Below are 20,062 nucleotides of genomic sequence, written 5' to 3'. Positions count from 1 at the left end.
TTACCACATCCGCACCACGACGGTGACGGTTTGGTTACGAAATCTGACGATGCGCCGGGCGGTGGCGACGCCGCGTGAGTCGCCCGGTAACTGCGGCCCCGTCGCCAGCAGGAAGTCGTCGTCGCCGTCGACGATGTCGCACTCGCCCTGGTCGTTGGGCCCGCTCTCGACGATTCGGTCGGAGTTCGCGTCGAAACAGAGCAGTTCCACCTCGTCGTCCGGACTCCCGTCCAGGTCCTCTCCGGGCAGTTCGGCCTCCATACTGACGTTGATGTTCCGTGTGTCGTCGATGGCGACACGTGGGTTCAGGTCGATGTCCTCGAACAGGCAGTCGTTCCCCAGCGAGTAACTGCCGTCGTCGTTGGTGTTGTCGGGGTCCGGGTCGAAGAACGCGAGCGTACAGTCGCGGTGCAGTTGGTACGGCTCCGCGGGGGTGGCCAGTTGTCCCTGAACCAGGTTCGATGCGACCCGGTCGGCGGCTACCGTCTCGGCCTCCTGTGCCCGGTCGAACGGAGCGAACAGCCCGGGGACGAACGACAGCACGTACACCACGACGATGAGGAAGATACTCACGCCGATGGCGAAGTCGAGTGTCGTCTGGGCCCTCATATGAACATGAACACCAGAAGCGCCAGCGTCGGCAGGATGACGGCGAACTTCAGCCCCGCCATCAGCGACACGTCGCGCATGTAGCCGGCGATGAATCCAGAGATTATTGCCTGGAGCGTGACCGCATGGAAGAACAGCAGGGTCAGCAACTGGGTGTCGACGCCGCCGCTGAACCCAGCGGCACCGCCGCTTCCGCCGCTCCCGGAGGCTTGCTGGGCGAGCCCGGCCATCACGTCGAGGAACTTCACCTTCAGAATCGCCATCACGCCCAGCAGGGTGATGTAGGTCATGATGATGATGACCACCTGCATCCGCGTCCGGCTCTTGCGGTCGCGTTCGATGTCGTCCTGGTTCTCGGACGCCTGGGCCGCGGTCGAGAGCACCTGGGTAATCTGCGAGGAGGCCTCCTGTGCCTTCGAGATGAGCTTGATGGTGCGGGCGAGCCGTGGGATGTGGTACTCGTTGTTGAACTCCCGGAGCGCCGTCTTCAGGCTCGTCCCGTAGTTCACTTTCGCGTGCATCTTGTCGAACTCGTCGGACAGTTTCCCGGAGGAGGTGTCGGCGACGACCTGGATGGAGCCGAGAAGCGTCATCCCGGTGTCGTTGGCCGACGAGAGCTTCCGGAGGTTGTCCGAGAGGTTCTTCGTGATGCCGCGGCGCGACCGGACGTTCCACTCCCGGAACACCATCAGCGGGATGCCGTTGACGTACAGCGGCAGATATATCCAGAAGAACGACCCCCCGATGGGGTTGTTCTTCATCCCCTCCCAGGAGGCGGGCGCGAGCCCCCCGGCGACGACGAACCCGAGCAGGACCAGCGAAGTCGGCACGGTCAACGCGAGGATGGTAAGCGGGTGGTCCCGGAAGAAGATGTGGGGCCGCTTCAGGAGCTTCTTCGTCTCGTAGTTCCCCTCGCGGGACTTGATGCGGTCGAACACCGACCACGTCCCCTCGTAGCTTTCGACCAGCCCGAGGTCGAACATCTTCCCTTCCTCGCGGCGTAGCTCCGAGTCGTCGTCGGGCTGGAGGTAGCCGTCGCCCACCTCGTCCTGTACGACGGTCGAGACCAGGACGAGGAAGCCGGCACCGATGAGCGGAATCAGGCCGTAGACGGTCCCGTACAGCAGGAACGTCTGTGCCTCCCCGAGCATCGACATGATGACGAGGATGATGATGAGCAGGAGCGGGAACAGCGACAGCGTCATGAACATCTCGCCGAACAGCTCCAGCGTCTCCAGTACCATCTCCTGTTCCTGTTTGGAGGTGCGCATGTGCTTCTCCTTCTGGTCTTCCAGGAACGCTTCCATGTCCCCGCCCGAGTTGATGATGGAGAGCATGTCGGTGAGGAACTGGCTCAACTCGTCGGAGGGGGTCTGGAGCGCCTGGTTGCGGATGGCCGTCCGGTAGTCGGTGTCGAAGTAGTCCGTCTCGAGGACGATGGACTGGAACTCGCGGGCCACCTCACCGTAGGTGTCGTCGGCTTTCGCCATCGCCTGCAGTATCTCCAGTTGATTCAGCCCGCCGACGGACAGTGCGTACATGAACGAGACGGAGTCGGACAGCAGGACGTTTATCTCGCGTTTCCGAGCGTCGGCCCGGAAGTACGGCACCGCCACCATCGAGCCGAAGCCGAGGCCGAACCCGATGGAGCCGAACACCAGGCCCGTGATGAAGATGAGTGCGGGGACCTTGATGCTGTCGAGGAAGGCGACTACCGGCGAGGACAGCGGGAGACTCAACAGGGTGGGTGGCTCCGTGACGACGAACTGGAAGACGAGCCAGCCGATTCCCGTCCCCAGAAGCCAGAGCACCGTGCCCGCGATGACGCCGATAGCCAGCGCCCGCGAGAGGTAGATTTCGACCGTCTCGGGCATCCGCGACTCCGCGAGCTTCCGCTCGACGTTGCCGACGAAGTCGCCGTCCTCGTCGAACAGTCGCTGAAAGAGGGGGTAGAAGGCGTCCGACAGTCCGCTGGCGTCGGCGCCGAACCCACCTGACTCGTCGGTGGTACGGAGGCTCATCGCCCCCCGTCGAAGTCGAACCCGCCGAGGTCGATGTCGTCGTCCTCGCTCTCGCCGGGGTCGACGTCCTCGTCGGTCTGGATGTCCAGGACACCCGCGATGCCCTCGGTCTGTTCGCCCCGGTACTCCGTCAGCATCTCCGCGCCGTCATCGAGGATGTTCGCGGTCTCCTCGAGCATCGTCTCGCCGGGGTCCGGTCGGGGTACCATCTCCTCCTTCTCGGGGTCGATGTCGATCTCGACAGACTCCATCTCCCGGAGGTCCTCCAGCGACCGCTCGAGTTCGCCGTTGGCGATGATCGTCAGTATCGACTCCTGGTCGTTGATGAACGCCTGAAGCGTCGCCGCGACCTGCGTGTAGGTGTTCAGGCCGTTCTGGATGAGATACGCGAGCACGAGCTGTCGTTCGAAAATCTCCCGGTCGAGCCGCTCGGGCGACCACCCGCGGTCGAACATTATCTCCTCTAAGGTGTTCGACTGGCCCATCTTCAGGAACTCGTCGGTCTCGGCCTGCCACTGGTAGACGTCCTGGACGTTGATTTCGTCGTTCTCGGGGTCGTAGTGGTTGATTTCGGTCAGCGCCTTGTTGCGCCGGACCTTGTGGCCGCTCACGCGGGTCTGCGTCTGGATGGACACCAGGTCCAGGGCGGTGAACATCGTCTTCGAGACGTTGATGGGGTCGGTGGTGAACCGCTTGATGACCTCGCCGACGGAGTCGGCGTGGAACGTCGTCAGCGTCGTGTGACCCGTCGACATGACCTGGAACAGCGTGCGGCCCTCCTCGCCACGTATCTCGCCCATCACGATGTACTCCGGCCGCTGACGGAGCGCGGCCTCCAGCAGGTCGAACTCGTCGATGTCGCCCTTGTCGTCGTCCGAGAAGGAGGGCCGGGTGACGCTCGCGACCCAGTTGCGCTGGGGCAACTCCACCTCGCGGGTGTCCTCGATGGAGACGATTTTCGCCTTCGAGGGGATGAACAGCGAGACGGCGTTCAGCGAGGTGGTCTTCCCCGAGGCGGTGCCGCCGGCGAAGATGAGGCTCTTGTTGTTCTCGATGCAGAGCCAGAGGAACGCCATCTCCTCCAGCGAGAACGTGTTCCAGTTCACGAGGTCGACTGGCGTGAACGGGACGTCCTTGAACTGCCGGATGGTGTAGTTTGTCCCGTGGTCTGACACTTCCTCGCCGAGCGTCAACTGCGCCCGCGAGCCGTCCGGCAGGGTGGCGTCGACCTGCGGCGACCGCTTCGAGATGCCCTTCCCGGACCGCTGGGCGAGTTTCACGACGAACTCGTCGAGTTCCTCCTCGCCGTGGTAGACGTTCGTGATGACCTGCTCGTGGTCGGAGTGGTAGACGAAGACCGGCGAGTTGTAGCCGTCACAGGAGATGTCCTCGACGTTGATGTCGTGTTTGATGCCGTCGATGCGCTCGAACCCGATGAAGTCGCGTTTCAGCAGGTACAGCAGTTTCTCTATCTGGTACTCCGAGAGCGTCTTGCTGTCCTCCTCGATGAGCGCCGGCTCGGGGCGGGCCTCGATGCCGGCGAGGCGTCGCTGTAGCTCCGTCTCCTCGCCGTCCTCGGCCATGCCGACCATCTCCTTCAGGCGGTCCATCATGCCGGCGTCGTCGCCTCCCTCGCCGGACGGTTCCGACCCGTTCTCGTAGAGGTCGTACCGCTTCAGCAGGTTCCGCGTCTCCCGTTCGATGACGCCCGCGCGGGCCTCTTCGCCCCCCTCGACGACCACCTCGTCGCTGGAGTACTTGATGGCCGTCTTCAGCTTCCCCGAGAGGAACTCCCGGAGGTCGTCCTCGATTGGGGTCAGATGCGGCTCGATGAGGTAGTACTTGTTCTCGTTTTCCTTCTCGGAGTGGAAGATGACGACGAACGCGTACGGCTTGTTCACCCAGTAGCGGTCCACCTCGACGAAGTGGCTCTTCTTCGGCTGGGGAACCGACTTCTCGAGGTCGTACCGGTTCGAGATGGTCGTGTTGCCGTTCGTGTCCGAAAAGAAGGCGTCCTCGTCGAGTTCCTTGCTGACCCGGAGGGTCCGTCGGTCGACCAGTTCGTCGACGAACTTCCCCATGCTCGCCCCGTGTTCGACCGTATCGTCGAACGTCTCGGGGTCGAACCCGAGGTGGTCGGCCTTGTCGAACGGCTCGTCGGGGTCGGTGCCGTCCTCCTCGTAGTAGAACTCCTCCTTGTAATCCTCCCAGGTGTACTCGCCGACGACCACCCGCGTCTCCGATGCCGCGTCCGGGTCGGCGTCGGTGTCGGACTCCGCGTCCGGTGCTGGGGGGTCGGCCCCAGTCTCGCCGCCGTCCGCGTCATCGATAGCCATTACCACGGCATTCGGCGGCGGGGGAAAAAGGGTTGCGCTCAGTTCGGCGTGCTCGCATCGGCGAGATGATAGGATTAAGCCCCGATTAATCGGGGGACGGGGCGGCGAGCCATGGAGGGTCGCCCGAACCTGTTCGTTGTCTGACTTTCGCGTCGCGGTCAGCCGACGAACCGCTGTAGGCGGTCCATAGCGACCCGGAGGTCGTCGAGTCCCGTCGCGTAGGACATCCGGAGGTGGTCCTCGCCGCCGGCACCGAACGCGTCGCCCGGGACGACGGCCACCTGCTCGGCCTCCAGCAGGTCCTCGGCGAACGCCGCGGCGTCGTCGGTCGGGCACTCGGGGAACACGTAGAACGCGCCCGTCGCCTCGAAGCAGTCGATACCCATCTCCTCGAGGCGCGCGAGCACGAAGTTCCGCCGGCGGTCGTACTGGCTGGTCATCTCCTCGACGTCGGGCCCACAGGAGTCCAGCGCCTCCAGCGCCGCGTGCTGGGCAGTGGTCGGCGCCGACAGCATCGTGTACTGGTGGATGCGGTTCATCGACTCGATGACCTCCGGCGGCCCGAGCGCGTACCCCAGCCGCAGGCCCGTCATCGCGTACGCCTTCGAGAAGCCGTTGAACACGACGGTCCGCTCGCGCATCCCCGGCAGGGTGGCGATGGAGGTGTGCTCGCCCTCGTACGTCAGCGCCGCGTATATCTCGTCGGCGAGCACGCCGAGGTCGTGCTCGCGACAGAACGCCGCCACTTCGCGCATGTCCGCCTCGTTCATCGTCGCGCCCGTCGGATTGTTCGGATAGCAGTAGACCAGCAGGTCCGCTTCGTCGGCGCCCGCGTCCTCAAGCGCGTCGCGGGTGAGTTTGAACCGGTCCTCGGCGCGGGTCGGCACCCGACACACCTCGCCGCCCGCGAACGTGACCCCAGGTTCGTACGAGACGTACGACGGCTGAGCGACGGCGACGGTGTCGCCGGGGTCGACCAGCGCGCGGAACGCCACGTCGATGGCCTCGCTCGCGCCCGCGGTGACGAGTATCTCGTCGTCCGGGTCGTAGGAGAGGTCGTACTGCTCGACGTGCTCGGCGATGGCCTCCCGGAGTTCGAGCATCCCCCGGTTGGCCGTGTAGGAGGTCTGGCCCCGCTCCAGCGAGGTGATGGCCGCCTCCCGCGCCCGGTAGGGCGCCGAGAAGTCGGGTTCCCCGACGCCCAGCGAGATGACGTCGTCCATCTCGGCGGCGAGTTCGAAGAACTTCCGGATGCCCGAGGGGGGCACCGACGCGACGCGCTCCGAGGGCGCAAGCGGGTGGGTCGTCTCCTTGCTCATGGTGAGTACGAGAGCCGGTCGTCCTCGCGGGTCTCGTCGAACAGGTGGCCGTTCGTCTTGTACGTCTCCATCACGTAATGGGTGACCGTCTGGGTGATTTCGGGAACCGGAGCGACCTTCTCGGAGACGAACCGGGACACCTCGCCCATCGTCTCCGCCTCGACTTCGAGCGCGAAGTCGTAGTCGCCCGACACCAGCCGCAGGGATTCGACTTCGGGGAACCGGCCGAGCCGGTCCGCGATGTCGTCGTAGGAGGTCTCGCGGTCGAGCGTCACGTTACACTCCACGAGCGCCTGCACCGGCTCGGGGTCGAGTTTCGCCGGGTCGACGACCGCGCGGTAGCCGACGACCGCCCCTTCCTCCTCGAGTGCCGCGACGGTGTCCTCGACTGCGGCCTCGTCGAGCCCGGTCATCCGGGCGAGGTCGGCCGTCGAGTAGCGAGCGTTCTCGCGGAGCAACTCGAGGATTTCGTCGCGCTCGTCCATACGCGTACGCTGACGACGCCGGAGTTAACGCTTGCGACGGAGGCGGCGTTTTCGTGACCGTGTAGAACCATGTATAATCATCGCGTCGCGACCTTGCTCGTCACCCGGTGTCATGGTATGATATTTAATCTCACGATATTCTTATTATGCCCCGGTATACAAACAGGAGGTATGCACCAGCACGCGCTGCAGACGGCGATGTCGCTGTACGAATCCGGCACGTACACACTGGAGATGGCCGCCCAGCAGGCGGGCGTCGAGGAGTCGCGTCTGCTCGACTGCATCGCACGGCGCGGCATCGAGACGGGCGAGCATCTCCCCGAGCAGGTCCGCGAGCGCCAGCGGGTCGCCGCGGACTGACGGATTTACGGGTCCCCGGGTCCACGCCCGGGTGTGACAAGCGAGTCGTCGCGCGTCGTGGGGCTCGTCGCCGGGTCCCACCTGGTCAACCACGCGTACCTCCTGCTTCTGCCGCCCGCGTTCCCGTTTCTGGAAGCCGCGTTCGGCGTTACCACGGCCCAACTGGGGCTGGCCGTCGGTTTGCTGGGCGGCGTCGTCACCCTCCTGCAGTTGCCGCTCGGCTACGTCTCGGACACCTACTCGCGGCAACTCGTCCTCGGGCTGTCGCTCGTCGTCGGTGCCGCCGGCTGTACGATGGCCGCGCTCGCACCCACTTTCGAGTGGCTGCTTGCCGCTCAGGTCGTGATGGGCGTCGGCGTCGCCGGCCACCATCCGGCCCACTACCCCCTGCTGTCGGCGGCCACCGACGAGGGCCAGCGCGGCCGCGCCTACTCGGTCCACGGGTTCGCGGGCGCGGTCGGGCTGGCGACGCCCTTCGCCGTCGTCTCGCTGGCCGACTTCGCAGGGGTCGGCTGGCGCGCCGCGTTCGGTGCCATCGCGGTCGGCGGCGCGCTGTACGCCGCCGTCTCGTTCGCGGTCATCGCGGGCGTCTCCCGGGAGATCACCCACCCGCCCGACGCCCGGCCGCTTCCCCGGCCCCGAGCAGTCGGGCATCGTCGGCTCCGGGCGCTCGTCGGTCGGGCCGCCGGCGGCGTGCGCTCGGAGTTCCGGGGGTTTCTCGCGTCGCCGGTCATACCGGTGTTGACGGCGCTGTGGTTCGTCAACAGCGTCGCCGCGTGGGGCCTCCGCACGTACGCCGCGACGTTGCTGTCGGCGGGCTACGGGCTCGCCCCGGCGACGGCGAACCTCGTCGGCTCCGTCATGCTCGGCGTCGGCGCACTCCTCATCCTCGCGGGCGGCTACCTCACCGACCGCGTCGGCCCCCTGCCGACGATGGTCGTGGGCTACGCCCTGCTGGTGGCGCTGGCCGCGGGACTCGGGACCGTCGCCATCCCCGTCGTCGTGGCGGTCGCCGCCGTCGTTCCCCTCGCGGCGACCATCGACGTCTCCCGCCCCGGCCGCTCGACGCTGACGGACGCCGCCTCGGCGCGCGGTGACGTGGGCAAGAACTTCGCGCTGATGACGGTCGGCATCTCGGCGGGGGGTGCGGTCGCGCCGCCGGCGTTCGGCCTGCTCGTCGGCCGGTTCGGCGTCGGAACCGCGTTCTACGGGGTCGCGGCGACGGCGCTTCTCGCGCTGGCGCTGACGGTCGCCCTCGGACGAGTCACCGCCAGCGGAAGCGCGCCGACCCCGGCGGATTAGAAGAACTCGGTGTCGACGGTCCGGTTCTGACTGAACGAGTCGAGTTTCACCCGCTCGTCGCCGAGCGGCGAGGAGACGGTGAGGTACACGTCCGTCTGCATCACCGACGACTCGCCGTTGCGGACGTGGGTCGGCCACCACGCTTCCATCCGCGAGTTGTCGAGCCGGAACGTCGGCCGGATGGTCTCGGTCGACAGCGGTGCTATCTCGTACGAGCGGTCGACCGTCCGGTTGTCCGCCAGCACCACGTCGTTCAGCGAGACGGTGTAGGTGATGTCCTCGATGGTTATGGGCCGGGCCCGCTCGTTGGTGACCGTCACCCGGCTGTCGATGGGTGCGACCGCCGGGGTGGCGTTGCCCCACGTCGCCCGCGTCGCCTCGATGGTGGCGACGGTCCGGCCCTCCTGCTCGACGGGCCGGGCCGTGGAGTCGTTGAACCCCGCCAGCAGGTCGGTCGTCAGCGTCCGCTCGCGGTCGTCGACGGCCACGTCGAGCGTCGTCACGCCCACGTCCGCGACCGCGTCCGTCCGGGTGACGACCGACGACCGCTCGCCGCCGTTCAGGTGGCGCGCCCACCACGCGGGCACCGTCGAGTGGCGGAACTCGCTTTCCAGCGTGAACTCGTTCGTGCCGGAGTCGAGCGACCCGGTCGTCGTCTCGCCGTCCGCGACGGCCACCCCGTTTATCCCCGTCCGCTGGTCGAGTCGTAGACGAATCAGGCCGCCCACACCGTCCTCGTTGGGGTTCGCGACGACGATGCGGGTGTCGATTTCGGTCGTCTCCTCGCCGACCTCGCCCCACTCGCTTTCGGTGCCGGTCAGCGTCGGTTCGGTGAACGCGACGGCGTCGCGTTCGGCGTCGAGTCGCTCGACGGTGACGTTGCCGTCGCCGAGGAACTCGCTTCGAATTTGTGCCTCCCGCCGGAACACCGTCAGCGGCGTCCGCTCGGTCGTGCCGTTCCGCTCGACGAGCCCGTACACCGTGACGGAGAGTCGCGTCCGCTGGTCGTTCTGCAGGTGGCTGACCCACCACGCCTGCATCCGTGGGGTCTCGATGGTCGGGCGGACGGTGAAGTCGGTCGTCTCGCCGGGTGCGAGTTCGAACGAGGCGTCCGTCGTGCCGTTGCCGACCACGACGCCGTTCATCTCGATGCGGTAGACGGTGCCGTCGAGCCGGACGGGTTCGTCGTGGGTGTTCTCGATGCGGTTCGTGACGACGATGGGCGACTGCTCTGCGGTGGCCTCTCCCCAGCGGGCTTGCTGGTCGGAGACGGTGAGAATCGGGCGGTCGCCGACGGTCACCTCGCGTGGCTCCTCGCGGGCGAACGCACCCAGGATGTCGGTCGTGATGGTGCTGTTCTGTGCCGGCAACGCGGTGTCGATGGGGAGCGCCGACACCGAGAGCGAGGGGTCGATGGACAGCGTCGTCCGCTCGCCGCTGTTGACGTGGGTGACCCACCAGGCGGGGACGCGCTCGTTGGCGAGTTCCGCGGTGACGTTCAGCCGGTTTTCCCCCGGCTGGAGCCCGATACCGCCCTGCGAGCCGTCGGCCATCACCACGCTGTTCATCCGCACCTCGTAGGCGACGGTGGCGACGCCCGGAATCGACTGGTCGTTGGGGTTGTCGACGACGATGTGTGACTCGACAACCGTCGTCTCGGTCGTGACGGTGCCGAACTCGTTGGTGACCGACTGCACTTGCGGCTGCTGGAAGTCCGACCCGAGTTGGTAGACGTACGCCCCGCCCGCCACCCCGGCCAGCAGCACGGCCACCCCGACCGCCTTCAGTAGCGTGCCGCGTTCGACCATTCGGCTCCGATACGGCCCCCCTTGGTGTAAGTGCGGTGGCCGCGTGTCGACCGAGTGACGCAACGCCTTTTCGACTCTCGCCCGTAGCACGGGTATGGTCCAGACGGAATCCGACTCCGAGTTGACGCGTGGCGACACCGCGCCCGACTTCTCGCTGACCGGGACGGACGGCGCGACGTACTCGCCCGACTCCTTCGGGGACAACGACGCCCTGCTGGTCGTGTTCACGTGCAACCACTGCCCGTACGCGAAGGCGAAGTTCGACGCGCTGAACGCCATCGCCGCCGACTACGACGACTGTGCGGTCGTCGGCATCAACCCCAACGACCCCGAGGCGTACCCCGAGGACTCCTACGAGCGGATGTGCGAGTTGGTCGACGACGGCACCGTCGCGTACGACGCCTACCTGCTCGACGACACCAGCGACGTGGCCCGCGCGTACGGCGCGGTCTGTACCCCGGACCCGTTCCTGTTCGCCCAAGATGGTGGGACATGGACGCTGGCGTACCACGGCCGTCTCGACGACGCGATGAACCCCGACGACGAGCCGTCGGGCGAACCGGGGTTCGAGATGCGGCAGGCCATCGACGCGGTGCTGGCCGGCGAGGCGGTGTCGCTCGACGACGAGCCCTCGCGTGGCTGTTCGATAAAGTGGCGCGACGAGTGAGGCAGGGCGGACGGTCGGGAGCGGGCGGCGGCGACTACTTCTCGACGTGGTCGGGTCGGCCGGCCGGCCCCGGTGGCCCGTCGAGCAGGTCGGTCGTCCAGACGGCGACGCCGGTGGCGAGCATCAGCGAGACTGCGAGTAGCCCGACCGAGGTTATCAGGAGGCTGTCGAGCGTACTGCCGGCGCCGGCGACGAACAGGCCGAGCGCCCACACGGCCCCGAGGGACGCGGCGTGGTTCATAGTTGGGCTGGCGCGCCACGCACGGATAAGCCGCACGAGAGACGCGGACGCGTGTGTCGGAGTGACGCGAGAGCGACACGCACGCCTCCGAAACCGCTGACTCGCGGGCCGGAACTTATTTGCTCGCCGTGGCGGTGGACGCGGGTATGGAGACCTGGGTCGAGGAGATGGAGGGCTGGGACGACCGGCCGTTCTCGGACGGCTACGCCGGCCTGCACGACCTCTCGGCCGCCGACTTCTCGGGTGCCGTCTCGGCGGGCGACGCGTGGCTGTTCATGGTGAGCGGCCGGGTGGTCGCCGTCGTCGAGTACCGGCAGACGCGAGACGGCGACGAGGTGGTGTCGGCCGACATCGAGCAGTTCGAGGAGGCGACGGGTACCGTCTACGACGCTCCCCACCCGTCGGTCCCCCTGCTCGTGGCGATGCAGGCCACCGGTGGCGAGACCCGCGGGAAGTACTACACCGAGGACACCCCCGTCGAGGAGGTTCTCGAGACGCTAGAGGAGGGCAGGTTCACGGGCTATCTCGAACTGTCGGAGAACGTGCTGTCGGGCGACTACTACGCCGTGTTCCAGAGCGGTCGGTCGACGCCGCTGGCGTTCATCGGCAACGCGCGCCGCCTGCTCACCGAAGAGGAGGCTCACGAGCGACTCACCGACGAGGTCGGCATCTACGAGGTGGTGTCGGCCGGCATCGACGTCGTGGAGATACCCGGCGAACCGGACGACGAGAGCGCCGTCGCTGGGGCGGCAGGTGCGGCAGGTGCCGCCGCTGGCGAGTCCCTGACCGACACGGCGGCGGACGCGGAGAACGACGGCGGTGGGGAGTCCGATTCCGTCTCCGGCGATGCCGCGACGGTGGACGATGCGGACGGGTCGGACGGGGACGCGGCCGCGAACTCGGTCCCCGATGCCGCGGGCGCGGAGGAGTCGCCCCCGGAGGAGTCGCCCCCGGACGACTCCGACGCAGGGGACGAGGAGACGGCCGACGACGCCGCGACGCCGGCGGGCACGCCCGCGGACAGCGCCGCCTCGGATGACGACCCGGTCGACGACCCGGACGCGGACGCCGACGAGGAGCCGATGGACGGCCCCGAGGCCAAGGCGGCCGACTCGGCCGGCGACCCGGCGGCCGGGGGACCGGTGGTCGACGAGTCTGTCGATTCGGCGGCCGAAGAAGAGCGGGACCCGGCGTCTTCGACCGGCGACCCGGCGGACGACGACGCTGTCGACCCGGCGACTGCACGCGCCGCGAGCGGGCCGGTGGGGGACCTCGAGACGCGGTCGGTGCCGTCGCTGGACCCCGAGCAGTCGTGGAGCGACGACGGGGAGGCGACCACGGAGTCGGGCTCACCCGGGGAAGCCGTTGCCGCCGACGAGGCGGGCGCGCCCGACGAGACCGACGGCGCCGACGAGGAGCGTGCGGAGCTTCGAGCACAGCTACGCGAGGCCCGGTCGAAACTGGCTGACGCCCGCGAGCAGTTGGCGTCGGTCCGCGACGAGCGGGACGACCTCGCGGCGACGGTCGAGGAACTCCGGGCGCGGGTCGCCGACCTGGAAGGCGAGGCGTCGGAGGGCGGCCCGTCGCTGTCGGTCGCGGAGGCGCTGGCGGGGACGAACTTGTTCGTCCGCTACGACTCGAAGGGGCGGACCACCGTCGAAGACGTCCACGACGGCTCCGGCGCCGTCGAAGACCTGCGGGAGAACCTCCAGTTGGCCGACCACACCAAGTTCGAGTCCGAGAACGCGACCGTCGAGGGCGAGGCGTTCGACTCGTGGCTGACCGGCACGCTCCAGTACCGGTTCGCGGAGTGGCTGGTCACGACGCTCGTGGTCGAGATACGCGAGACTGGAGCCGCCGACGGGCTCCGGGAACTGTACGACGTCCTGCCCGAGATAGACCGCATCGAACTCGACGGCTCGGTGACCGTCACCGACGAGGAGGGCGACCGCGACGCCAGCTTCGACGTGGTCTGCCGCGACCGGATGGGCGACCCGCTGGTGGTGGCCCGCCTCGAGCGGTCACGCGACCCCGTCACCGAGACGTCGATGGGGTCGCTGGTGACGGACGCGACCGACGTGGCGACCGACGAGTCGTCGCTGTCGGGTGTCTTCTCGGTCACGTCGGCGTTCTTCTCGCCGGAGTCGCTGGAGACGGCTCGCGAGGCGACGAGCGGCAGTCTGCTCTCCCGTGACAAGCGGCGGAGCTACGTGAAGATATCCCGCAAGCGCGGCTACCACCTGGGGCTGGTGGAGTCGCGAGAAGAGACGTTCCACCTCTCGGTGCCGGACCTTTAGGACTCGATTTCGGGGACGTCGTCGATCTTCATGCCCTCGAGCTTGTCGACGATGTCGTCGATCTTCTCGTCGAGGTCGCCGACGAACTCCGCGGTGGTCTCGGTGGTGATAGCACCCTGGCTCGACGGCTCGATGAGGTTCTCCTCCTCCAGAACGCGCAGCGAGTAGCGGACCTTGTGGTGCGGGTAGCCGGTCTCGTTGGACATCTTCACGATGCCGATAGGCTCGTTCTCGATGACCATCTTCAGGACCTGGAGATGGCGCTCGAGCATATCGACCTCTTTCTCAAGCCTGTCTATCATGGCATTTGTTAACTTGTGTTGGCTACTTTTAAAGGTTGCCCTAAGTGTGGAGCGTCAGGAGGTACTGAGAGTGGTTCACGACCGTCATTTAAGTACCTTGTGGCACGTTACCGGGCGCTCGGCGGTGGACCGAAATCGGTTTACCGGGACACTCGGAACACCCACCGTAAAAATGACCGTCACCATCGTCGGTGCGCAACTCGGCGACGAAGGGAAGGGGGGCATCGTCGACGTCTACGGCGACGCCGCCGACGTCGTCGTCCGCTATCAGGGCGGCGACAACGCCGGGCACACTGTCGTCCACGAGGGCGAGGAGTACAAGCTCTCGCTGGTTCCGTCGGGGGCCGTCCGGGGGAAGACCGGAGTCCTCGGCAACGGCTGTGTCGTCAACCCGACCACGCTGTTCGACGAACTCGACACGCTCCGCGAGCGCGGGCTCGACCCGGACGTCCGGGTCGCGGAACGCGCCCACGTCATCATGCCGTACCACCGGGTCTTGGACGGCATCGAGGAGGACGCCAAGGACGACCTCGCGGCGGGCACGACCGGTCGCGGCATCGGTCCGACCTACGAGGACAAGGCCGGCCGCCGTGGCGTCCGTGTCGGCGACCTCCTCGACCCCGATGTGCTCCGGGACCGGCTGGAGTACGCCGTCCCGCACAAGCGGAGCCTCGTCGAGAACTTCGGCGCCGACCCCGACGCCGACCGGTTCGAGGGAGCCTTCGACGTCGACGAACTGTTCGAGGAGTACCGTGCGCTCGGCGAGCGACTCGCCGACGAGGAGATGACCGTCGACGCCGGCGCGTTCCTGCAGTCCCACCTCGACCGCGACGAGAACGTCATGTTCGAGGGGGCACAGGGCACTTCCATCGACATCGACCACGGCATCTACCCGTACGTCACCTCGTCGAATCCGACGGCCGGCGCGGCCGCCGTCGGCTCCGGTGTGGGCCCCACCGTCGTCGGCCAGGGTGAGGTCGTCGGCATCGTGAAAGGGTATCTCTCCCGGGTAGGGACCGGTCCGCTCCCGACCGAACTCGGCCACGTAGAGGGGCAGACGCCGCCCGAGGGGGGAGACACCTCCGAGACGGGCCAGGCGCTGGCCACGTACATCCGCGACGAGGGGGGCGAGTACGGCACCGTCACCGGCCGGCCCCGGCGCGTCGGCTGGCTCGACATCCCGATGCTCCGCCACGCCGCCCGTGTCAACGGGTTCACCGGCCTCGCCGTGAACCACGTCGACGTGCTCGCGGGCCTCGACGAGGTCAAGGTCGGCCACTCGTACACGCTCGACGGCGAGGAGACGACGACGATGCCCGCGACGACCGAGAAGTGGGGCCGATGCGAGGCGAACCTGCGGACGTTCGACGGCTGGCCGGAGTTCGACGCCGAGCAGGTCGCCCAGGAGGGGTACGACGCCCTCCCCGAGAACGCCCGTACCTACCTCGAGTACGTCAGCGACGAACTCGACGTCCCCATCTACTGTGTCGGGGTCGGCCCCGGCCGCGAGCAGACGGTCGTCGTCGAGGACGTCTGGACGTAGTCAGTCTGCCCCCACGCCCGGGGTGGGTCGTGGCGTCCGTTCGGCCCATCCCCTGTACGCGACGACCAGCACCGCGTACAACACGACGAGGAGCACCCAGTTGGGCCAGCTCCCCGCGGGCTCCACGAACAGCGGCCAGAAGTCGCCGATGCCGTGCAACAGCGCCACCAGAAGCAGGTTCCGGGTCAGGACGTAGATGGCCCCGAAGGCGACACCGGAGAGGCCCGTGACGAGGAGCCCGCCGACCAACCCGCCGAGCGACGCCCGGTCGACCAGCAGGATGGTGGGCGCGTGCAGTAGCGAGAAGGCGACTGCCGCCGTCACGACGGCAAGCGCGGTCCGGAGTGGGTCGCCCCAGCCGTCGAGCAGCGCCGTCAGTTTGTTCTGGAGGTAGCCGCGGAACGCGAGCTCCTCGGCGACCCCGACGAACAGCCAGTAGTAGACGGCGGTGACTGCCACCTCGCCGGCCGAGTACTCCCGCGGGAGCGCCGACAGGAGGACGAACGGTTCGACCCTCACCCCTTGCCCCCCGGCCACGACGAGCGTTGCGACGGCGGCGTTCGCGGCGACCACCACCCCGAGAACGGCGACCACTGCGGGCACCACCAGCCGCTTCGAGAGCCCGACGTCGCGGAGGCGGACACCCTCGTACCGAAGGAACGCCACGGCGATGGCTATCTGGACCGTCGAGGAGACGACCCCGAGTGCGCGCTCCGAGAGAACCGCGGGGTCGGGACCGAGCAGTCGCACCAGAACCGTGTTCGATACCACCACCCACGCCGCGAACGCGACGACGAGCGCGACGGCCGCCCACGCCCCCCGGTCGAACGTCGGCGGCCACCGTGTCGCTACGTCTGAATCCCCGTCCCCCATAGCTGTAATCGCCCGTACTGTCAACGGGAATTGTTAACAAGGTGGTGGTTATCGGGGCCAGTCGCGCCAGAAAGCATTTGCCCATCGACCGGCCACGCGCCGCCCATGTGGTCCCCACGGCGCAGAGCCCTCCTCGCGAGCGCCGGGGCTGCCGCGGTCTCGACCGCCGGCTGTCTCGGCCGCCTGACGTCGGGGCGTCCCGAGCTATCGGTCTCGAACCCCCGGCTCCGGAAACTGGTCGCGTTCGACAACGGCCCCTGGGCGACGGTCCGCGCGGCCGACGACCAGTTCCTCGTCGTCGACGTCTCCGGCGCCGAGGCCGACAGCTACCAGTACCCGCTGGACGTGGAGATAGAGAGTCGGCGCGTCTCCCCGGACGAGCCGACGCCCGCCCGTCGGACGGTCGTCGTTCCGCCCGGGGAGCCGCCGATGGACCCAGAAGGAGCTGGGAGTCACGCCGCGGCGATTCCCGTCCCCGTCCGGCTGGTCGACGACGCGGCCGTCGTCTCGGTCGCCGCCGGCGGACAGTCGGTGCTCGAACTCCCGCTGGAGGTCGTCGAGGCGTTCAATCGCGTTCCGTCGTTCGATCTGCGTGCGTTCGAGACGAGTGTCGAGAGCGGTCGCGTCGCCGTCACGGTTCGCGTCCACAACGACGGCGACCGCGACGGCCTCTGGCTCGGACAGCTATCGACCGACGCGAGCGAGGACATCAGCGAGGTGTTCGGTCTGCGAGTGCCCGTCGACGAGACGGTCGAGCGGACGGTCGAGCCGTCGCTCCCGGGACTCCGCTACGAGGGGGAGGTGACGCTGACGCTGCGCGCGACGGTCGAGTACGAGCGCGAGATACGGGTGAACCGGACGACTCCGGCACCGAGACGCGGACGGCGACGGCCGACGCGGAGACCGGAACGGCCGACGCCGCGACTGACTCGCCCCGTGCCGACACGACGCGGACGGCGACGCCGGAAACCCCCACCCGGGACTGACGACGCCTCCCACGGGTCCGGCACGCTTTTGGCCCGCGCCCCCCCAGCGGCGTGCATGAAGGAGGACCTGATGGACATCATCTGCTGTCCGCTCGACAAGTCCGAACTCGAACTCGACGCCGACGAGCGCGAGGACGGGGAGGTCATCGAGGGGACGCTCACCTGCACCGAGTGCGGCGAAGCCTACCCCATCGAGGACGGCATCCCGAACCTCCTCCCGCCGGACATGCGGGAAGAGGCGGCGGCCTGACGCGGGCCCGCGCTCGCCGACCGACCGCAGGGGTCCGACCGAGCGAACGCTTTTTACCGGACCCTCACGACGGTCCGTGCGTGACGGACACGCTCGTCGCCGCTGTGAACCGGACGCATCTCCACTCGCTGGAGGTTCCCGACGCGTTCGAGACCGACGGGTCGTTCGACGTCGAACTCCGGAACGACGGCGAGTCCACCCACGTCCACCTCCATCTCGACGACTCGCTGTCGGCGGTCGCCCGTCTGGAGGCGACCAACCACTACGTCCGTAGCGAGTCGACCCGGCGCGTCCACGTCGCCGTGGACGCCCCCGACGACACGCAGGTGCGCGGCCGCATGAAAGTCGTCACGGCCTACGGTGCCGAGACCCGGTACGTGACGATTACCGTCGACACCACCGGCCACACCGAGGTGCAGGTCGACCCCGACCTCGGCCAGCCACAGCCGACCGACGAGGGCCTGCTGGCCCGGGTCGACCCGACGCTGTTCGCGGTGGTCGTCCCCGGCGTCGTCGCGCTGGCGCTGGCCGCCGGCGCACTGGTGTCGGCGGGCGCCGTCGCCATCGTGTTCGGCGTGCTGGCGGTGCTGTCGGGGATGGTCGCGGCGGGGCTGGCGGCGCTCCGGTAGCTACTCGTCGTCGGTGGGGACGCCACAGAGGTTCCCGGCGTCGTCGACTCGTTTGGCGCGCAGGAACCGCGCCCGGTAGCGATTCGCGCCGTCCTTCACGTCGGCCTCGCGCACGTCGCCGGCCCGCCCGTCCGCGACGGCGTCGAGTATCTCCTCCAGTTGCTCCTTCTCGCTCGGCGTCAACTCGAATTCGTAGGTGCGCTCCTCCTCGCCCTCAATGCGGGTCCACGTGCGGGCCGCCGCGATGACGAGCGAACACGGTTCCCGACACGGGAAGGTGCCGTCGCCGCCGTCGACGTCGAGGGCGGTGTCCTCGTCGTACTGCCACTCGCGGCGCTTCAGACACTGCGAGTCGTCACAGCAGGCCTCCGCGACCCAGTTCACGTGCTCGTGGCCCTCGCCGCGGTTCCAGGTCTGGACGACGCCGTAGATGCCGGTCTGTCGGTCGACGGTCTCCTCCCAGTGGTCGACGTCCAACTCGTCCTCGCGTTCGAGATGCCAGTTCGTTATCGTCGCCGGATAAATCAGGTCGACCGCGCGGGCACACTCCCGGCCGTCGAGGCCCACGAACGCCCAGCCGTGGGGAAGCGTCGGTGCGGTCTTCAGCGGCCGGTACCGGCCGTCGTCGTCGTGCTTGACGACGTGGCGCGCGTCGAGAGGGTCCCCGTGGACGTCGAGCGTCTCGTCCGACGCGTCCACATCGTCTTCGTGTGAGAGCCGGTAGCGGCGGGCGCCGTTCTCGCCGAGCGTCGCGGTGACGGCCACTTCGCCCCACGTCCGGGTGATGCCGTCGCGGAGCGCGTCGTACTTCTCGGGGACGCGTCCCTCGTCGGCGTACTCGACCCACCGGAGGAACGCGCGGTCGGCGTCGGCGTAGTCGCGGCTCCACGCGTACCAGTTCGTGACGTACGCCGGATGGTCGCGGGCGACCCGCTCGAAGTCGTCGGCGCCTAGCCCTTCGTGCCGGGCGTCGGGCGTCTCGAAGGCGTAGCCGTCGTCGGTGCGCTCCGCGTGGAGGCCGTCGCAGTCGACGCCCGCGTCGGCGGCCTCACGGAGCGCGGTCACCTGTGCGTCGCGCATCAGTCGCCGGCCACCCGGGTTCGCTCGCGAACCTGTTCGACGGCGTCGCCCACCTCGGCACCGGCGTCGCGGGCGCGTTCGAGCACCACGTCGGCCATCAACTCCTCAGTGCCGACCGCCCCCGCGTACCAGACTCGGTGGCCGTCCACCTCGGCGGGCGTCTCCCACCCCGTCCGGTAGTCGTCGGTCAGGCCCATGTCTTCGGGGATGTCCTCCTGGGTGTGGTAGCCGTCCGCGATGAACAGCGGGACGACGACGATGTCGTCGGTCGTGAAGTGGTCGGTCACGTCGTCGACTTCGGGCTCCTCGTCCATGTACAGCGCCCGCACCTCGTCGAACCGGTCGCGCTCGCGGATGCGCTCGGTGTGGTATCGGATGGCCTTCGCGCTGTTCTCGTTGCGCTCTGTGCCGTGACCGACGACCGCGAGACCGAACCCCTCGCCCACCTCGGGGTCGCCGGTGACCGTCTCCGCGCGGCGGACGATGACGTCGCTCATCGCGTCGTGGGTGCCGACCGGCCCGCAGTAGTGGACCCGCTTGCCCACGTCCGTCGCCGTCAGCGTCGCGGAGTCGGCGCTTGTGCCGTCGGAGTCCCAGTCGTCGACGTCCCAGTCGTCGAGCCGTAGTTCACGGGGGATGACCTGCTCGGTGAAGTAGCCCTCGGAGATGAACAGCGGGACGACGTACACCTCCTCCGAGCGGAGCGTGCGGAGCACCTCTCTGAAATGGGGCTCCTCCTTCCAGAACGCGGTGCGCACCTCGTCGAACACGCCGGCCTCGCGGATGGTGTCGGCGTGCCCGTACGTCGGCGTCGAGGAGTCCGGGTTCAGATGTGACCCGTGGGCGACGATGACGAGCGCCTGCATACGCGTATCGAGGGGCGAAATCGGTTTAGGGGTGTCGGAGACGGCGCGAAGCGGTGGGTTTTCCTCGCGGGGTCGCGTCCGTCCATCG

Annotated in this window: 17 protein-coding genes and 1 pseudogene; 7 read left to right on the top strand and 11 right to left on the bottom strand. The window is 68.1% G+C overall.

What is annotated here, in order from left to right; all coding sequences use genetic code 11:
* The 5 genes and pseudogenes from NL112_RS18365 to NL112_RS18345 form a co-directional block, all read right to left on the bottom strand.
* Positions 1–609 (bottom strand): DUF7287 family protein, encoded by a 609-nt coding sequence (locus tag NL112_RS18365; RefSeq protein WP_255150299.1) that lies wholly within the window; start codon positions 607–609, stop codon positions 1–3.
* Positions 606–2,630 (bottom strand): type II secretion system F family protein, encoded by a 2,025-nt coding sequence (locus NL112_RS18360; protein ID WP_255150298.1) that lies wholly within the window; start codon positions 2,628–2,630, stop codon positions 606–608. The genes NL112_RS18365 and NL112_RS18360 overlap by 4 nt, the downstream gene beginning before the upstream one ends.
* 5 nt (positions 2,631–2,635) lie before the next feature.
* Positions 2,636–4,888: pseudogene (locus NL112_RS18355) on the bottom strand (type II/IV secretion system ATPase subunit); the annotation flags it as partial.
* Between the two features lie 236 nt (positions 4,889–5,124).
* Complete coding sequence (locus NL112_RS18350; protein WP_255150296.1) at positions 5,125–6,285, bottom strand: pyridoxal phosphate-dependent aminotransferase; 1,161 nt, start codon at positions 6,283–6,285, stop codon at positions 5,125–5,127.
* A complete protein-coding gene (locus tag NL112_RS18345; protein WP_255150295.1) occupies positions 6,282–6,770 on the bottom strand; it encodes an Lrp/AsnC family transcriptional regulator in 489 nt (162 codons plus the stop codon). Before NL112_RS18345 ends, NL112_RS18350 begins: the two co-directional genes overlap by 4 nt.
* 171 nt (positions 6,771–6,941) lie before the next feature.
* On the opposite strand from NL112_RS18345, the gene NL112_RS18340 reads away from it, so the two are divergent.
* Both NL112_RS18340 and NL112_RS18335 read left to right on the top strand, forming a co-directional pair.
* Positions 6,942–7,130, top strand: a complete 189-nt coding sequence (locus NL112_RS18340) for a DUF7317 family protein (protein ID WP_255150294.1) — start codon at positions 6,942–6,944, stop codon at positions 7,128–7,130.
* A 33-nt stretch (positions 7,131–7,163) separates the two neighbouring features.
* The gene (locus NL112_RS18335; protein ID WP_255150293.1) at positions 7,164–8,432 is read left to right on the top strand and encodes an MFS transporter; all 1,269 of its coding nucleotides are present in this window, start codon (positions 7,164–7,166) and stop codon (positions 8,430–8,432) included.
* Here NL112_RS18335 and NL112_RS18330 read toward each other — a convergent pair.
* Positions 8,429–10,240 carry an LEA type 2 family protein gene (locus NL112_RS18330; protein ID WP_255150292.1) on the bottom strand — a complete coding sequence of 604 codons (1,812 nt, stop codon included), beginning with the start codon at positions 10,238–10,240 and terminating at the stop codon, positions 8,429–8,431. The genes NL112_RS18335 and NL112_RS18330 overlap by 4 nt on opposite strands.
* Positions 10,241–10,334: 94 nt before the next feature.
* On the opposite strand from NL112_RS18330, the gene NL112_RS18325 reads away from it, so the two are divergent.
* A complete protein-coding gene (locus tag NL112_RS18325) occupies positions 10,335–10,907 on the top strand; it encodes a thioredoxin family protein (protein WP_255150291.1) in 573 nt (190 codons plus the stop codon).
* Between the two features lie 34 nt (positions 10,908–10,941).
* Here the strand turns inward: NL112_RS18325 and NL112_RS18320 are convergent, their stop codons facing one another.
* The gene (locus tag NL112_RS18320; protein WP_255150290.1) at positions 10,942–11,148 is read right to left on the bottom strand and encodes a hypothetical protein; all 207 of its coding nucleotides are present in this window, start codon (positions 11,146–11,148) and stop codon (positions 10,942–10,944) included.
* A gap of 146 nt (positions 11,149–11,294) precedes the next feature.
* On the opposite strand from NL112_RS18320, the gene NL112_RS18315 reads away from it, so the two are divergent.
* A complete protein-coding gene (locus NL112_RS18315; protein ID WP_255150289.1) occupies positions 11,295–13,445 on the top strand; it encodes a DUF7527 domain-containing protein in 2,151 nt (716 codons plus the stop codon).
* Here the strand turns inward: NL112_RS18315 and NL112_RS18310 are convergent.
* Positions 13,442–13,747 (bottom strand): hypothetical protein, encoded by a 306-nt coding sequence (locus tag NL112_RS18310; RefSeq protein ID WP_255150288.1) that lies wholly within the window; start codon positions 13,745–13,747, stop codon positions 13,442–13,444. The two genes, NL112_RS18315 and NL112_RS18310, sit on opposite strands and share 4 nt — an antisense overlap.
* A gap of 172 nt (positions 13,748–13,919) precedes the next feature.
* Here NL112_RS18310 and NL112_RS18305 point away from each other — a divergent pair, with 172 nt between their 5' ends.
* Positions 13,920–15,290, top strand: coding sequence for an adenylosuccinate synthase (locus NL112_RS18305; RefSeq protein WP_255150287.1), 1,371 nt, complete (start codon positions 13,920–13,922; stop codon positions 15,288–15,290).
* Here NL112_RS18305 and NL112_RS18300 read toward each other — a convergent pair whose 3' ends face one another.
* Positions 15,291–16,163: a CPBP family intramembrane glutamic endopeptidase gene (locus NL112_RS18300; protein ID WP_255150286.1), complete on the bottom strand. Its 873-nt coding sequence runs from the start codon at positions 16,161–16,163 to the stop codon at positions 15,291–15,293. It abuts the gene before it with no gap.
* A 1,041-nt stretch (positions 16,164–17,204) separates the two neighbouring features.
* Here NL112_RS18300 and NL112_RS18295 point away from each other — a divergent pair.
* Positions 17,205–17,399: a methytransferase partner Trm112 gene (locus NL112_RS18295; protein ID WP_255152622.1), complete on the top strand. Its 195-nt coding sequence runs from the start codon at positions 17,205–17,207 to the stop codon at positions 17,397–17,399.
* Between the two features lie 80 nt (positions 17,400–17,479).
* Positions 17,480–18,028, top strand: a complete 549-nt coding sequence (locus NL112_RS18290) for a DUF7524 family protein (protein WP_255150285.1) — start codon at positions 17,480–17,482, stop codon at positions 18,026–18,028.
* Here NL112_RS18290 and NL112_RS18285 read toward each other — a convergent pair whose 3' ends face one another.
* Positions 18,029–19,108 carry a DR2241 family protein gene (locus tag NL112_RS18285; RefSeq protein WP_255150284.1) on the bottom strand — a complete coding sequence of 360 codons (1,080 nt, stop codon included), beginning with the start codon at positions 19,106–19,108 and terminating at the stop codon, positions 18,029–18,031.
* Complete coding sequence (locus NL112_RS18280) at positions 19,108–19,974, bottom strand: CbiX/SirB N-terminal domain-containing protein (RefSeq protein ID WP_255150283.1); 867 nt, start codon at positions 19,972–19,974, stop codon at positions 19,108–19,110. Before NL112_RS18280 ends, NL112_RS18285 begins: the two co-directional genes overlap by 1 nt.
* Positions 19,975–20,062: the final 88 nt, after the last annotated feature.

Origin of the sequence: Halorarius halobius, assembly GCF_024298865.1 — an archaeon.
Lineage (GTDB): Archaea > Halobacteriota > Halobacteria > Halobacteriales > Haloarculaceae > Halorarius > Halorarius halobius.
Note: the sequence above shows the minus strand (reverse complement) of the source record. Positions and strands in the feature narration are given on the sequence as shown.